14 protein-coding genes are annotated in these 12,355 nt (G+C 73.5%); 9 read left to right on the top strand and 5 right to left on the bottom strand.

Going from position 1 to position 12,355, the window contains the following annotated elements; translation table 11 throughout:
* Positions 1 to 78 precede the first annotated feature (78 nt).
* Positions 79 to 543, bottom strand: coding sequence for an SRPBCC family protein (locus ACIP2X_RS12635; RefSeq protein ID WP_401671165.1), 465 nt, complete (start codon positions 541 to 543; stop codon positions 79 to 81).
* Positions 544 to 670: 127 nt separating this feature from the next.
* Entirely contained in the window at positions 671 to 913 is a 243-nt protein-coding gene (locus ACIP2X_RS12630) for a DUF6411 family protein (protein WP_401672328.1), read from the bottom strand.
* Between the two features lie 225 nt (positions 914 to 1,138).
* Here ACIP2X_RS12630 and ACIP2X_RS12625 point away from each other — a divergent pair, with 225 nt between their 5' ends.
* Positions 1,139 to 1,447: a zinc-ribbon domain-containing protein gene (locus tag ACIP2X_RS12625; RefSeq protein WP_401672326.1), complete on the top strand. Its 309-nt coding sequence runs from the start codon at positions 1,139 to 1,141 to the stop codon at positions 1,445 to 1,447.
* Positions 1,448 to 1,472: 25 nt separating this feature from the next.
* Here the strand turns inward: ACIP2X_RS12625 and ACIP2X_RS12620 are convergent, their stop codons facing one another.
* Positions 1,473 to 1,865: a nuclear transport factor 2 family protein gene (locus ACIP2X_RS12620; RefSeq protein WP_401671162.1), complete on the bottom strand. Its 393-nt coding sequence runs from the start codon at positions 1,863 to 1,865 to the stop codon at positions 1,473 to 1,475.
* A gap of 148 nt (positions 1,866 to 2,013) precedes the next feature.
* Here ACIP2X_RS12620 and ACIP2X_RS12615 point away from each other — a divergent pair, with 148 nt between their 5' ends.
* The 7 genes from ACIP2X_RS12615 to ACIP2X_RS12585 all read left to right on the top strand — a co-directional run bounded on the left by ACIP2X_RS12615 (position 2,014) and on the right by ACIP2X_RS12585 (position 9,515).
* The gene (locus tag ACIP2X_RS12615; protein WP_401671159.1) at positions 2,014 to 2,577 is read left to right on the top strand and encodes a PadR family transcriptional regulator; all 564 of its coding nucleotides are present in this window, start codon (positions 2,014 to 2,016) and stop codon (positions 2,575 to 2,577) included.
* Positions 2,578 to 2,852: 275 nt separating this feature from the next.
* Entirely contained in the window at positions 2,853 to 3,311 is a 459-nt protein-coding gene (locus tag ACIP2X_RS12610) for a hypothetical protein (RefSeq protein ID WP_401671156.1), read from the top strand.
* 30 nt (positions 3,312 to 3,341) lie between these two features.
* Entirely contained in the window at positions 3,342 to 4,181 is an 840-nt protein-coding gene (locus tag ACIP2X_RS12605; RefSeq protein ID WP_401671153.1) for an aldo/keto reductase, read from the top strand.
* Between the two features lie 114 nt (positions 4,182 to 4,295).
* Positions 4,296 to 6,962 carry a LuxR C-terminal-related transcriptional regulator gene (locus tag ACIP2X_RS12600; RefSeq protein ID WP_401671151.1) on the top strand — a complete coding sequence of 889 codons (2,667 nt, stop codon included), beginning with the start codon at positions 4,296 to 4,298 and terminating at the stop codon, positions 6,960 to 6,962.
* 85 nt (positions 6,963 to 7,047) lie between these two features.
* On the top strand, positions 7,048 to 8,679 hold the full coding sequence (locus ACIP2X_RS12595) for an MFS transporter (protein ID WP_401671148.1): 1,632 nt from the start codon (positions 7,048 to 7,050) through the stop codon (positions 8,677 to 8,679).
* A complete protein-coding gene (locus ACIP2X_RS12590) occupies positions 8,679 to 9,200 on the top strand; it encodes a hypothetical protein (RefSeq protein ID WP_401671145.1) in 522 nt (173 codons plus the stop codon). The genes ACIP2X_RS12595 and ACIP2X_RS12590 overlap by 1 nt, the downstream gene beginning before the upstream one ends.
* Before the next feature lie 117 nt (positions 9,201 to 9,317).
* Complete coding sequence (locus ACIP2X_RS12585) at positions 9,318 to 9,515, top strand: hypothetical protein (RefSeq protein WP_401671143.1); 198 nt, start codon at positions 9,318 to 9,320, stop codon at positions 9,513 to 9,515.
* A 28-nt stretch (positions 9,516 to 9,543) separates the two neighbouring features.
* Here the strand turns inward: ACIP2X_RS12585 and ACIP2X_RS12580 are convergent, their stop codons facing one another.
* Both ACIP2X_RS12580 and ACIP2X_RS12575 read right to left on the bottom strand, forming a co-directional pair.
* Positions 9,544 to 10,953 carry a DUF2252 domain-containing protein gene (locus ACIP2X_RS12580; protein ID WP_401671141.1) on the bottom strand — a complete coding sequence of 470 codons (1,410 nt, stop codon included), beginning with the start codon at positions 10,951 to 10,953 and terminating at the stop codon, positions 9,544 to 9,546.
* Positions 10,950 to 11,492, bottom strand: a complete 543-nt coding sequence (locus tag ACIP2X_RS12575) for a potassium channel family protein (RefSeq protein ID WP_401672324.1) — start codon at positions 11,490 to 11,492, stop codon at positions 10,950 to 10,952. The genes ACIP2X_RS12580 and ACIP2X_RS12575 overlap by 4 nt, the downstream gene beginning before the upstream one ends.
* Positions 11,493 to 11,699: 207 nt before the next feature.
* On the opposite strand from ACIP2X_RS12575, the gene ACIP2X_RS12570 reads away from it, so the two are divergent.
* Positions 11,700 to 12,350: an HdeD family acid-resistance protein gene (locus ACIP2X_RS12570; protein ID WP_401671139.1), complete on the top strand. Its 651-nt coding sequence runs from the start codon at positions 11,700 to 11,702 to the stop codon at positions 12,348 to 12,350.
* Positions 12,351 to 12,355 lie beyond the last annotated feature (5 nt).

Raw genomic sequence — 12,355 nt, 5'->3', positions numbered from 1 at the left:
CCGTGGGCACGCGAAGGCCCCCGAGACGGCCCGCGCGCGTCGTGCGGCGGGCTCCCTCGGGGGCCGGGTCGGCAGGGGTCAGGAGGGGCCGGGCGTGACGCGCCCGCGCCAGCCTCCGCTCTCGCCGCCGCGGTGCTCGATGTACTCCTTGAAACGCCGCATGTCGCCCTTCACCCGCCGGTCGATGACACCGGCCATGTCCGCGGTCTTCTCCGCGACACCCGTGGGCTCGACGTCCATGACCAGTTCGACGCGCGTGTGCGAGTCGTCCAGGCGCTGGAAACGGACGGTGCCCTTCTGGTGGGTGTCACCCGACGTCGTGCGCCAGGTGATCCGCTCGTCGGCGAGCTGGTCGACGATCTCGGTGTCGAACTCCCTGCGTACGCCGCCGATCTTGGTGATCCAGTGGTTGTGGGTGTCGTCGAGCTGCCTGATCTCCTCGACGCCCTCCATGAACCGGGGGAACTCCTCGAACTGCGTCCACTGGTTGTAGGCGGTGTGCAGGGGGACCTCGACCTCGACTGCTTCCTTGACGGTGCTCATGTCCGACCTCCTTGGCGATCGTGTGCGGCAGGCCGCGGGCCTGCCGTGCGGATCTCGGCACGTGCAGCGAGTACCCGATCAGGGCGGGTTAACAGCACCCTCCCGGACATCGCGGCGCGTGCCGGGGTCAGAACGGCATACGGCCACGTGCCCGGCGGCCCGCCGATCCACTGCGGCCGAGCGCCCGGGAGCTGGACTGGAACGGCTTGCTGAACAGTCGCCCCAGCACGCCCGGCGCCTTCGAACCGGCGCGCGATCCGAAGCCGAGGGTGCGCTGAGCGCCGTTCTGCGGATGCCTGGACAGGCGGGGGAGCAGGAATGCGAGGACGGCGAGCACCACGCAGGCGACGACGATGCCGGCGATCATCATGAGGATCTCCCAGGTCACGGTTGTGCGGTCCCCGATCGCGTTCCCCGATCCGTCGTGAACACGCACCATGTCGGGGAGCGCGGGAGTGCGCCCCGGGTGCGCGGGGGCGCGGCGAACCGGCATGTGGCCTGGTGCGTCGCCGTGTACGAGGCTGTGTACCGTGAGCGCTCCGTGCCGCTCGCCGGCTCGCCGCCCGCCGTCGCCGCCCCGGGAAGGAACGACCGAATGATCATCTTCGGCACCAAGGGATACCTGTACCAGCTCGCGATACTGACCCTGCTGTGCGGTCGGTGCGGCAACCCCGCCGCGCACACCCTCAGGAAGCGGGTCACGAAGTTCACCCTGTTCTTCGTCCCGCTGTTCCCGTTCTCGACCAAGTACGCGACCCAGTGCACCTTCTGCGGTGCGGAACAGCCGGTGACCAAGGAGCAGGCGGAGCAGTTGCTCGCGCAGGCCGCGGGCGGTCAGGGAGGGCAGGGCGGTCAGGACGGCCGGCCGAACGGACAGCCGCAGCAGCAGCCTTACCAGTCCTGAAGCCGCGCCGGACCCGGACGCCGTGTCAGGTTCCGGCCGCCTCGCGTGCGATGGCGTCGAAGCGGGCGCCCATCGCCGCGGCCAGGGCGTTGGCGGCCGACAGCGGGCGGACCATGACCATGAGCTCCTCGATCTTCCCGGACTCGTCCACCCGCAGGAAGTCGCAGCCCTGGAGCTGCTTCCCGTCGACCGTCGCGGTGAAGACGAGGGCGTGGTCGCGGGCGCCGGGGGCGCCGATCTCCCGCTCGTAGGTGAAGTCCTGGAAGACCTCGGCGACGTTGCGCAGGATCGCGGCGGTGACGGCCTTGCCGGTGTACGGCTTGAAGACCACGGGGCTGGTGAAGACGACGTCGTCGGCCAACAGGGCCTCCACGGCGTCCATGTCCTTGCGTTCGACCGCCTGACGGAAGGGATGCATCCGGCTCACCTCGGGCACTCGGGTAGTCGACGAGATAGTCAACGAATTGAATAGGTGGCTGCGAGGCTACGGGCGCCGCGCCGCGCTTGTCCAGGGCCCAGCCCTTAGTCAACTCGTTGACTGGTCAAGGCGGTGCTAGCTTGGCGCGATGGCATTGCGCAACGCGGTGATGGCCGCGCTTCTGGAGGGCGAGGCCTCCGGGTACGACCTCGCGAAGGGTTTCGACGCGTCCGTCGCCAATTTCTGGATGGCCACGCCCCAGCAGCTCTACCGGGAGCTGGAACGCATGGAGGCCGAGGGCCTCGTCGCCGCCCGGGTGGTCGAGCAGGAGCGGCGCCCCAACAAGAGGCTCTTCTCCCTGACCGAGGCCGGGCTCGCCGCCGTCCGCGACTACGTCGCCGAGCCCCCCGCCCGGCCGACCGCGATCCGGGACGAACTGCTCGTCAAGGTGCAGTGCGCGGACGTCGGCGACCCGGAGGCCGTGCGTGCGGCGATCACCGGGCGCCGTGAGTGGTCCGCCGCCAAGCTCGCCCGCTACGAACGCACCAGGGAGCGGCTGCTGGACGGGCGCACGGAGGACGAGTACTTCGCGCATGCCGAGCGGATCGGGCCGTATCTCACGCTGCTGCGGGGCATGTCCTTCGAGCGGGAGAACCTGCGCTGGTGCGAGCTGGCGCTGAGGCGGCTGGAGCGGCGCGCGGCGGCCCGCTGAGCCGGGAGGTGGTTCGGCGCCGCCGCGTGGGGAACCCGGCCCCGGCACCTGGTGTCGAGGGCCGACCCGCGCCCGGCCGAGGACGTCGGGCAGGTCCGCGCTCGACCCCGGTGGCGCACTCCCACCGGGACGCGCCCGGCGATGCCTCACGGGCGAGGGAAATCGGGGGCGTGCGGGCCGAACGACCCCGGGCCCGCCGCTGCTTCCCCCGCACACGGCGGCACGGCGGCGGTGGCCGGCGAGGACGTTGGACGGGAAGGGACGGAAGACCGCTGATGAGGATCGGCCTGGCACTACGCGAACTGCACGACGCCGAGGTGGAACTGGTGCGCACCCTGCTGCGTACGGCGGAGCACCACCGGTCCGCCCACGACGTCCACCATCTCGCCCTCGACCTGGCCGCCTGGTCCCGTCGTCATCTGCGCGAACTGGCCGCCGTCGGCGGACGCTACGGCGTCGACCTGGTCCAGGACCAGGAACCCGCGCACGGCCGGCACGCCCAGGAGGGCGAACCGGACGCGGGCCTGCTCCTGCTGCGCGACCTGCGCGAGGTCCACGTCCGGGCGTCGGAGGTCAGCCTCGACTGGGAACTGGTCGCCCAGGCCGCCCAGGCGAGCGCCGACGAAGGGCTGCTGGACCTGGTACGGCAGTGTCACCCCGACACCCTGCGCCAACTGCGCTGGGCGAACGCCCACCTCAAGGACAACGCCCCCCAGGTGCTGGGTGGTCGGTAGCGTTCCGTCCCGGACGAGGGGGGAGCGTGCATGGCGCCGAAGGTGTTCCGCATCGGCGGGCAACTGACCGTGGGACGACTGGGTTTCGGGGCGATGCACCTGGCGACGGAGCCCGCCGCCGAGCGCCGGACCGGCCTCGCGCTGGCCCGCCGGGCGGTCGAACTGGGTGTCACCCTGATCGACACGGCCCACCTCTACGGCGGCGGCGCCAACGAGGAGCTCCTCGCCGAGGCACTGCACCCCTACCCGGAGGACCTGCTCGTCACCACGAAGGTGGGCGTCGCCCGCACCGGCCCCGGTGGGGAGTGGCGCCTGGACGGCCGCCCGGCCGTCCTGCGCGACCAGGTGGACCAGGCCCTGCGCCGGCTGCGCGTCGAGCGGCTGGAACTGCTCCAGCTCCACCGCGTCGACCCGGACACCCCGCTCGCCGAACAACTCGGCGCACTGGGGGAGTTGCAGACCGAGGGCAAGGTCGGCCGGATCGGCCTGTCCGAGATCACCGTCGACCAGCTCGACCAGGCGCGCGCCGTCGTCGACGTCGTCAGTGTGCAGAACCGGTACAGCCTGCTCGACCGCGCGCACGAGCCGGTGCTGCGGGCCTGCGAGGCGGCGGACATCGCGTTCCTGCCCTGGCGCCCCGTGGCGCACGGCACATCGGGCGCGCACACGGAGATCGCCGCGGTGGCGGACGAACTCGGCGCCACACCGACCCAGGTGGCGCTCGCCTGGCTGCTCGCCCACTCACCGGTGATCTGCCCCATCCCCGGCACCGCCCGCGTCGACCACCTGGAGGACAACGTCGCCGCGGCCGGCCTCGAACTGTCCTTCGATCACCGTGCCCGCCTGGACGGCCTGAGCGCACCGGCCTGACCCGGGCGCGCGCACCGGCCTGACCGAGCTGGGCATGCGGGTCCGCCCGAACGCTGGGATCATGAGGGGGCCAGCGCTGCCCCGACCACCTGGCGAGCGACGGTGGTGAGCGCCGTGACGGTGAGGAACGACAACGAACAGGAGCCGACGCCCGCGCGCGTCGATCCCGCGGGGGTGCCGTATCTGCGCACCCGGCTGACCCCGCCCGCGAGGCCCGCCACGTTCTTGTGCCGGGAGCGCCTGACCAGGAGCCTCGACCAGGCCCTCTCCGTGCCGCTGACCATGGTCAACGGAGCGGCCGGCGGCGGCAAGTCTCTTCTGGTCGCCGACTGGGCCGCCGGCCTGCGGCACCCCGTCGCCTGGCTGACCTGTGACGCCGCCGACCGGGCTCCGGGTGTCTTCTGGGCCTACGTATTGGAGGCACTGCACGGCGCCGGCATGCCGGTGACGTCCGAGATCGGCAGCCCCGCGGCGGCCGGACGCGTGGACGGCGGGCTGCTGGCCCGCCTCGCCGCCGGGCTCGCCGCCCGGGACCGCCCCGTGGTGCTCGTCCTGGACGAGTACGACCGCGTGACCACGCCCGACGTCGCGCAGCAGCTGCGCTTCGTCCTCGACCACGCGGACCACGGGCTCCGGCTGGTTCTCGTCACCCGCGCCGAGCCGCTGCTGCCGCTGCACCGGTACCGCGCCTCGGGCCGGATGACGGAGATCCGCAACGCGGATCTCGCCTTCACCCCCGAGGAGGCCGCGCAACTGCTGACGCTGCACGGCATCTCCCTGCCCGCGAGCACCGTGCGGGCGCTGGTGCGGCGCACCCAGGGCTGGGCGGCGGGGCTGCGGCTGTGCGCGCTGGCCGCCGGACAGAGCCCGGACCCCCAGACCTACCTCAAGGAGTTCGAGGCCGGCCGCAGCACCGTGGCCGACTTCCTGCTGGCCGAGGTGCTGGACCAGCAGAGCGCCGAGAGACAGGACCTGCTGCTGCGCGCCGCGGTCCTGGACCGGTTCTGCCCCGACCTGCTGAACGCGTTGACGCTGCGGACCGACGCGGAGGCCCACCTGGCGGCGCTGCACCGCGAGAACGCGTTCCTCCAGCAACTGGGCCACTCCTGGTACTGCCTGCACCCGTTGTTCGCGGAGATCCTCAGGGCTCATCTGCGCGAGCGGGCGCCCGGGCTGGAGCCGGAACTCCGCCGCCGGGCCGCGCGCTGGCTCCGCGGCTCGGGGGCCCTGCCCGAAGCGCTGGCCCAGGGGGCGGCGGCGGGCGACTGGGAGTTCACGGCGCGGGCCCTCGTCGACGACCTGGCGATCGGGCAGCTCTTCACCGGTCTGCGCGCCCAGGACCTCCGCGTCCTGTTCGAGCGCATGCCCCCCACCACGGCGGGCCCGGCCGCCGACCTCGTCCGCGCGGCCCTCGCGCTGGCCCGGCACGACCTCCGGCACGCGCTTGCCGCCCTCGGCAGGGCCCGAGCGGACCTCGCCCGGGACCCCGGCTCCGCCGCGGTCCGGCTCAGCTGTGCCCTGCTGGAAGCGCTGGCCGCGCGGCTGAACGGATCGCCCGACGAGGCGGAGGAGGCGGCACGTGCGGCGGAGGAGGCCAAGGCGGACGTACCCGCGGATCTCCTGGACGCCCACCCGGAGTTCACCGCGCTGCTGCTGACGCACCTGGGCTGCGCGCGGCTGTGGGGCGGCCGGTTCGACGCCGCGCGGGCCGCCCTGGGGGTCGCCGCCGAGTGTCCGGGCGGGGCGTCGACGGCGTTGCCCCGGCTGGAGTCGCTGGGCCACCTCGCACTGATCGACCACCTGACCGGCCGGCCGGGCCTGGCGGAGCGCAGGGCGCGGGCGGCGGCGGCCGAGGCGGAACGGCACGGCCTGCCGCAGGGAGCAGGGTCCGGCATCGGCCGACTGGTCCTGGCGGCCGTCGCCGTCGACCGTGACGAACTGGCCCCGGCCCGGGCGCTGCTCAAAGAGGTGGCCGAACCTCCGGGGTCACGGGACCCGGTGACCGCGGCGGGACGGATCATCGCCGAAGGGCGCCTTCTCCTGGCGCGGGGCGACGCGCGGGCCGCGCTGGAGACGGCGGGCCGCGCCGTCACGGCCGCCGTCCCCTCGCCCTGGGCGCAGGAGCAGATCGCCCTGATCGTCTCGGCGGCCCATCTGGCGCAGAACAGTCCGGACTCGGCCCTGAAGGACCTGCGGAACGGCCCGGGCCACGGGGCGGTGTCCGCCGTGGCGACGGCACGCGCCTGCCTGGCCGCCGGGCGCCTCGACGAGGCCCGGGACCTGATCGACCACCTGCCCGGAGACGACCGTCCGGGTCCGGCGGTGACCGTGCGCGCCACCCTGCTGCGTGCCCAGGCCGCCCACCAGGCGGGGGACCTCGCGACCGCGCGGCGCCTCGTCGCCCGGGCACTGCTGGACGCCCGGCGCGAGCGGCTGCGCAGACCGTTCGCGGAGGCCGGCCCCTGGATCCGCCCGCTGCTGCGCGCCGACCCCTTGCGGGAACTGACGTACGGCTGGCTCACCGACGCCCCCGGCAGCGGCGGCCCCGCCACCCGGCCCACGGCCGAGGAGCCCACGGCGCTCGTCGTCGAGGAACTGAGCGCACGCGAACGCGACGTGCTGCGACGGCTGGCCCGGATGATGTCGACGGAGGAGATCGCCACGGACCTCCAGGTGTCCGTGAACACGGTGAAGACGCACCTGAAGAGCGCCTACCGCAAGCTCGGTGTCAACCGGCGCGGCGAAGCGGTGCGCCGCGCCCGCGCACTGCGGCTCCTGTGAACCCCCGGACGGCTCCCCCCGTCACCGGCCCGCCTCGCCCGCGGCGGGTGAGGCGGCCCGGGGCGCCGATTGCTGCGATGGACCCGTGAAGCACTGGGGTCCTCTGATCGTCCTCGGCACCGCACAGTTCCTGATGGTGCTGGACACGTCCGTGATGAACGTGTCCATCAGCCGGCTGGTCGAGGACTTCGACACCGAGGTCACCGCCATCCAGGCCGTCATCACGCTGTACGCCCTGGTCATGGCCGCCTTCATGGTCGTCGGTGGCAGGCTCGGCGACATCCTCGGCCGCCGGCGGGTCTTCCTCCTCGGGATGGTCGTCTACGGCACCGGATCGGCCGTGACCGCCCTGTCACCCACCCTGGGGGTGCTGGCGCTCGGCTGGTCCGTGATCGAGGGGCTCGGTGCGGCCATGGTGCTGCCGTCCATGGCCGCGCTGGTCGCCGAGTCCTACCGGGGACGCGACCGCCCGGTGGCCTACGGCGTCATCGGCGGCCTGGCGGGTGCCGGGATCGCCGTGGGCCCGCTGCTCGGCGGCTGGGTGACGACGTACCTCACCTGGCGCCTGGTCTTCGCCGGCGAGGTGGTCGTCGTCGTGGCCGTGCTGTGCTGCCACCGGCTGATCGCCGAGACCGCCCCGGGCGGCCCGCGCCCCCGGATGGACCTCGTCGGCGCCACGCTCTCGGCGGCCGGCCTCGGGCTGTGCGTGCTCGGCGTGCTGCAGAGCGGCACCTGGGGATGGGTGGAGCCACGCAATCCCCCGTTCACCCTGCTGGGCTTCGCGCCCACGTTCTTCGTCATCGCGGCCGGAGCGGTCGTGCTGGCCCTCTTCGCCGCCTGGGAGCGGCACCGGGTCGCCCACGGCGACGACCCCCTGGTGCACCTCTCCCTGCTCGGGCGGCCACCGCTGCGGTCGGCCCTGATGGTCCTGCTGAGCCAGAACCTCATCCTGCTCGGCCTGTTCTTCGCGATCCCGCTGTACTTGCAGGTGGTGCAGGGCTTCGACGCCTTCGAGACCGGGCTGCGCCTGCTGCCGGTCTCGGCCACCATGCTCGTGACCTCGCTCGGGGCCGCCCGGCTCGGCCGCAGGCTGGGCGCGCGCAGGGTGGTCCGGCTGGCGCTGGTGACGCTGCTGGTGGCCGTCGTGTGGCTGCTGGCCACCATCGACCCGGTCATCGACGACGCCCAGTTCTTCTGGGCCATGGCCGTCCTGGGCGTCGGCATGGGCCTGCTCGCCTCGCAGCTCGGCAACGCCGTGCAGTCCGGCGCGGGGGAGGGGGAACGCAGCGAGGTCGGAGGGCTGCAGTTCACCGCGCAGAACCTGGGTTCCGCGTTCGGCACGGCCCTCATCGGCTCCCTCCTCGTGGGCGCGCTGGCCCATGCCTTCACGACCCAGGTCGAGGACGACCCCCTCCTGTCGGAACAGGCCCGGCAGGAGACCGGCATCGCCCTGGAGGCCGGGGTCAGCTTCGTCCCCGCCGACGAGGTGCGCTCGGCCGCCGAACGGGCCGGACTTCCCCCGGCCGAGGTCGAGGCGCTCACCAGCTCCTACGCGCAGGCGCAGCTCGGCGGTCTGCGGGTGGCCGTCCTCGCGGTCGGCGGCATCACCCTGGCGAGCTTCCTGGTCACGCGGCATCTGCCGGACGCCGGGACGGCTCGGCGCCGGCCGGGGACGGCGCCGACGGCCGGGGGGACGGATCCGGAACGGAGACCCTGATGGAGACGCCGCGCCGCACCCCCGCCCCGACCAGACGGGCCGCCGAACGGAGGGCGCACGCCGACTACACGGGCGGCGTCTACGGATCGATGCTCGCCGCCTCCGTGGTGGTGGGGGCCGGCACCCTCGGTTCGTTCCCGCTGGTGGAGCTGGCGCTGCTGCTCCTGCTGACGGGGGCGGTGTTCTGGATCGCGCACGTGTACGCCCAGCTGTTCGGGGCCCGCCTGGCGCAGCAGCCGCTGGACCGCCGGGTGCTCGGGCACGTGTGCCGTGACGAGTGGCCGATCCTCAAGGCCGCCGTACCGCCCGCGGCGGCGGTGGCGCTCAGCCCGCTACTGGGTCTGGACGTGCGCGGAGCCGCCTGGCTGGCGCTCGGCGTCGCCGTGGCCGGGCAGGTGGGCTGGTCGGTGGCCGCGGCCCGCCGCACCGGGGCCGGGCCGCGCATGGTGGCCGGCGCCGCGGTCGTGAACCTGGTGATCGGCATGCTGATCGTCGGCTTCAAGCTCGCGGTGACCCACTGACCCCGGGAAACGCGCCAGGTCACCTGTACGGGGTGAGGCCGCGCGGGCCGCGCGGGCGCACGATCGCAGGGTGGCCGCAGATCGGCCCGGACGAAGTCGCCCGCGGGAGAGCAGCCCATGCGCTATGAGATCCGCGTCGACGGGCAGGTGTCGGAGACGCTGACCGCCTCGTTCCCCGAGCTGGAACACGTGGTGATGGCCGGTCAGACGGTCTTCTACGGTCCGGTCGTGGACGAGTCGCACCTGTACGGGCTGCTGGCCCGCTTCCAGGCGCTGGGCCTGACCGTGGTGGAGATGCGCCGGCTGGCGGAGTGACGACCGCCCTCAGACCCCTCAGACGCCCTCAGACGCCCTCGGCCGTGACACGGCCGGACCGGGCGGCCGCCCGCAGCTCCTCGTAGTCGCGCTCGTTGCGGTCCGCGTAGGACTGGGCGAACTCGGTCAGCGCCCGTTCGAAGCGGGCGCTGCCGCCGAGGTACGCGGCGATCGCGACGGGATCCCCGGAGCGCGCGTGGGCACGCGCGAGCGAGCCCCCGCACAGCCCGCCGAAGACCGCCATCAGGCCCGGATCCATGGTCTCCGGGCGGGCGATCCCCTTCCAGTCGCGCAGCTGACGGACGTAGAAGTCCCGCTCACGCCCGTCCAGGCCGACCGTGTGCGTCCACCCGAGGAAGATGTCGCTGGACGTCTGGATGAGCCGCTGCCCGGACACGACCCGACGGCCCTGGTTGTCGTACCGCTCGCCGCCCGTGTGCGGGGCGAGCACCGACTCCTGGGCCTCCTTCGCCTGCAGCAGCAGCGGATCGTCGTCGTCCCGGCCGAGCAGCAGCGCGATCCAGCAGCGGGTGCCGACACTGCCCACCCCCACCACCTTGCGGGCCACGTCCACCAGCCGGTAGCGGCGCAGCAGATGGCGGCGCTCGGAGGACAGCGTGTGGGCGTACGTGTCCAGCAGCGCGCCCAGCTCCTTGGCCTGCGCGTCCTCGCCGGTACCGGGCGCCAGGTCGCGCAGCGGCGTGATGAGCGGCGGGTCGGGTGCGATGCGCCGCCCCTGAGCCGTGGCCCGGGTGAGCTGCTCGAAGGCCTGGAGGTGGGTGCGGGTGCGGGCCTTCGCCGTGGCCCGGTCGGCACGCCGCCGTGCCTCCTTGTCCAACGGGGCGTCCAGCAGCGCGCGCAGGTGACCGAAGTCGTCCTGCGCGTACCAGACGTCGAGGGTCCCCATGCCGGCGAACGTGCGCATCCGCTTGCGGTAGGCGCGGACACAGGCGTGCACCGCGCGGTTCTGCTCCTCGGTGGAGAACCCGTTGGCCCGCCCGGCGATCACGAAGCTCGCCGCCAGGCGTTTCACGTCCCATTCGAACGGACCGGACAGGGTCTCGTCGAAGTCGTTGATGTCGAAGACCAGGTGCCGCTCGGGGGAGGCGAGCAGCCGGAAGTTCAGCAGGTGGGCGTCACCGCACAGCTGCACGGTCAGTCCCGTGCTGGGCAGCGGGCCGAGGTCCGCCGCCATGACGGCCGCCGCTCCCCGGTAGAAGCGGAACGGGGATTCCAGCATTCGTCCGTACCGGACCGGCACCAGCTCCGGGACCCGGGTGGCGGACTGCCGCTCCAGGACCTCGACGGGATCGGGCCGTTGCTGATCCGCCTCGAACCAGCCATGGCAGGACCGCGAGGCGCGGGCGCGTGCCTCTCTGCCGTACGCGGCCCGTTCCGCCACGGTCAGGGGGACGGAGTACGCGGTCGCCACGGTCATCGTCGCTCACCTCCCGCGCCGTCCGGCGCGCCGTTGTGCCGCTGCTTGAGCCCCGCCTGGACCGCGCCCGCGAGCACCCGCGCCGCGACCCCCACCAGCAGCAGTCCGCCGGCCATCTGCAGCATCGCCAGCACACGCCCGGCCTGGGAGCGGGCGGTGATGTCGCCGTACCCCACGGTGGCGAACGTCGTCAGGGCGAAGTACAGGGCGTCCGTCCTCGTCAGCGGCTCGCTGAAGGCGGCCGGGTAGGAGCGGCCCAGCAGGTAGTAGGCGCTCGCGAAGAGCAGCAGGAACAGCGGCACGGTGGCGGCCAGCGCCTCCACCGCCTTCAGCCGCGGATGGGGCGAGCGCATGATCGTGCGCACCTCCCAGGAGAAGACCAGCACGACGGCCAGCAGACCGCACACGAGCCACACGACGGTCTCCGCGTCGACGGTCTGCATCGGAATCAGGAAGTAGGCGCTCACCAGTCCGGCCGTGATGACCGTCCCGCGCGCGAGTGCCATGAGCGCCAGCCGACGGCCGGGACGCGACGGCATGTTCATCTCCGCTCCGTTCCGCCGGGAACCGGTGCCCGCTCCGCAACCACCTCAGCGCCTCGGCGACGCCCGCGGATCACCCGTCATGGGTGACCCGGAGCCCGGCGGCGGGCGCGACGCTGGCCGGGTGGGCACGACAGGCGGGCACCACACATCCCCCGCGCCGGCGGTGCGTACGCGCCCGGCCGGAACGCCCGAGGAGGAGCCATGACCGATTCGCCTGATCCGGGACCCCGGCCCGGCCGCCACGCCGAGGCGCCCTTCGCCCCGGGAGGCGATCCCGCGGACCTGCTGGGGAGCCTCGGCGGCTCGTGGACGTGGCTCCTCGGCTCGGCGCTGGTCACGCTGGTGCCGGGCGTCGTCCTCCTGGTCTGGCCGGACGGCACACTGCACGTCCTGGCGGTCGTCGTCGGGCTGTACCTGCTGGTGGCCGGATGCTTCCGGTTCGTCGCCGTCTTCGCCCAGCAGCACGGCGAGAGGCTGCCCGGGCTGCTGCTCGCCGTGCTGTACGTGCTGGCGGGGGTGCTGTGCCTGAGGAATCCGCTGCAGACGATCGCCGCGCTGTCCCTGATCGTCGGGATCGTCTGGCTCGTCACCGGCATGCTCACCGCCTACGCGGCCCTCGCCGTCAAGGCCCTGCCCCACCGCGGTGTCCTCTTCGGCGCGGGCGCGCTCGGCGTCGTGGCCGGGGTCGTCGTACTGGCCCTGCCCACCGAGTCCGCCGTCGCGCTGACCCGGCTGCTCGGCCTGTGGCTGGTGCTGCTCGGCCTGGTCGAGGTGGCGGTCGCCTTCGCCTGGCGGGCCGCGCTGCGCAGAGCGGCCGCGGACCAAGGCGCCGGCACGTCGACGAAGGCGTGAGGAGG

Source organism: Streptomyces sp. NPDC089424 (assembly GCF_044749345.1).
Lineage (GTDB): Bacteria > Actinomycetota > Actinomycetes > Streptomycetales > Streptomycetaceae > Streptomyces.
Note: the sequence above shows the minus strand (reverse complement) of the source record. Positions and strands in the feature narration are given on the sequence as shown.

Bases quoted from the DNA above. Each gene is read 5' to 3' on its own strand.
- ACIP2X_RS12635 (WP_401671165.1), bottom strand. From the start codon at position 543: ATGAGCACCGTCAAGGAAGCAGTCGAGGTCGAGGTCCCCCTGCACACC.
- ACIP2X_RS12630 (WP_401672328.1), bottom strand. From the start codon at position 913: ATGATGATCGCCGGCATCGTCGTCGCCTGCGTGGTGCTCGCCGTCCTC.
- ACIP2X_RS12625 (WP_401672326.1), top strand. From the start codon at position 1,139: ATGATCATCTTCGGCACCAAGGGATACCTGTACCAGCTCGCGATACTG.
- ACIP2X_RS12620 (WP_401671162.1), bottom strand. From the start codon at position 1,865: ATGCATCCCTTCCGTCAGGCGGTCGAACGCAAGGACATGGACGCCGTG.
- ACIP2X_RS12615 (WP_401671159.1), top strand. From the start codon at position 2,014: ATGGCATTGCGCAACGCGGTGATGGCCGCGCTTCTGGAGGGCGAGGCC.
- ACIP2X_RS12610 (WP_401671156.1), top strand. From the start codon at position 2,853: ATGAGGATCGGCCTGGCACTACGCGAACTGCACGACGCCGAGGTGGAA.
- ACIP2X_RS12605 (WP_401671153.1), top strand. From the start codon at position 3,342: ATGGCGCCGAAGGTGTTCCGCATCGGCGGGCAACTGACCGTGGGACGA.
- ACIP2X_RS12590 (WP_401671145.1), top strand. From the start codon at position 8,679: ATGGAGACGCCGCGCCGCACCCCCGCCCCGACCAGACGGGCCGCCGAA.
- ACIP2X_RS12585 (WP_401671143.1), top strand. From the start codon at position 9,318: ATGCGCTATGAGATCCGCGTCGACGGGCAGGTGTCGGAGACGCTGACC.
- ACIP2X_RS12580 (WP_401671141.1), bottom strand. From the start codon at position 10,953: ATGACCGTGGCGACCGCGTACTCCGTCCCCCTGACCGTGGCGGAACGG.
- ACIP2X_RS12575 (WP_401672324.1), bottom strand. From the start codon at position 11,492: ATGCCGTCGCGTCCCGGCCGTCGGCTGGCGCTCATGGCACTCGCGCGC.
- ACIP2X_RS12570 (WP_401671139.1), top strand. From the start codon at position 11,700: ATGACCGATTCGCCTGATCCGGGACCCCGGCCCGGCCGCCACGCCGAG.